We start from the raw sequence: 1,192 nt of genomic DNA on the forward strand, positions 1-1,192 counted from the left end.
ATTATTTGCTATGAAACAAGGGGTTGACAGCGATCATGAGAACAGGTTGCGGAATTAGTTAGCGAGTTGGAACGCTTTCCCTTTGGTAATCCTCCCCGAAAGTAAGGGGCTTCATAAGTAGAATTTTCTCGGCAAGATGAACGAGGAGATTCTGAATGAAGACAAACAGATACACCGAGGCGCAGATCATCGCGATCCTGCGGCAGGCCGAAGGCGGTGTGCCGGTGGCCGAGCTGTGCCGCGAGCATGGCATGAGCAACGCGTCCTTCTACAAATGGCGGGCGAAGTATGGCGGCATGGATGCGTCCCTGATCAGCCAGATGAAGGCCATTGAGGACGAGAACCGCAGGCTGAAGCGGATGTATGCTGACCTCAGCATGCAGGCGGATTTGCTCAAGGAAGCCCTTGGAAAAATGTATGGTCCGCCCAGCTATTGCAAGGTTTTCGTGGGTGACGCACCGGCTTGCGTAAATGTATCCGGCCTCTGATCAGTCAGCCGCTTTTGGCGACAAGGCCTTGATGAGATCCGCCCCTCGGGTTCCAGATTAGTGGCGCGGGATCGTGTCCCGTTTTTTTGCGCGTGGCTTACCCGTGGTCGATCAACCGTTTGGTCATCACGTCCCCTGCAATCTGTTTTGCGGTGAAGGGGTTAGCTTGTCGCTGTGCCTTTCGACTGCAAATAGACAGTGCCGGGCCTGGTCAGGATGGCCCAGACGATCCGGGTCAGCTTGTTGGCCAAGGCGACCACGGCCTTGTTGCGGTGCGTTCGCGCCTCAAGCGCCGAGAGCCAGCCGCCGAGGGCATGGTTAGCCCGGTTTAGATGCAAAAGGCATGATGGACCTGTCACGTATTTGTGCCGCCCCCAGTGCTCATTTAGGCCACTTGGCGTTCGAAGGCCAAGAGGCTTTTTCCCGAATGTTGAGTGCCGACGGCGCGGGTTATGGAAGCCGTTGATGTGTTGGAAGATGGCGGTTTCGGCCTGGCGTCGGGTCTCCCACGTGCGGTGCCAGATCAGTTCGGCCTTGATCGTCTTGAAGAAGGTCTCAACGGCGGCGTTATCCTAGCAATTGCCCTTGCCGTTCATCGACACCTTGAACCCATGCTCGCGCAGGACCCTCTGATAGTCATGCGAACAGTATTGGCTGCCGCGATCGCTGTGGAAGATGCAGCCCCGAGGCGGGGATCGCAGGGC

2 pseudogenes are annotated in these 1,192 nt (G+C 57.0%); one reads left to right on the plus strand and one right to left on the minus strand.

Annotated elements, in window-relative coordinates:
* Nucleotides 1-155: 155 nt before the first annotated feature.
* Nucleotides 156-479: pseudogene (locus tag EEB11_RS19220) on the plus strand (transposase); the annotation flags it as partial.
* Nucleotides 480-873: 394 nt separating this feature from the next.
* Here the strand turns inward: EEB11_RS19220 and EEB11_RS19225 are convergent.
* Nucleotides 874-1,192: pseudogene (locus tag EEB11_RS19225) on the minus strand (DDE-type integrase/transposase/recombinase); the annotation flags it as partial.

The organism is Pseudotabrizicola sediminis (assembly GCF_004745575.1).
Lineage (GTDB): Bacteria > Pseudomonadota > Alphaproteobacteria > Rhodobacterales > Rhodobacteraceae > Pseudotabrizicola > Pseudotabrizicola sediminis.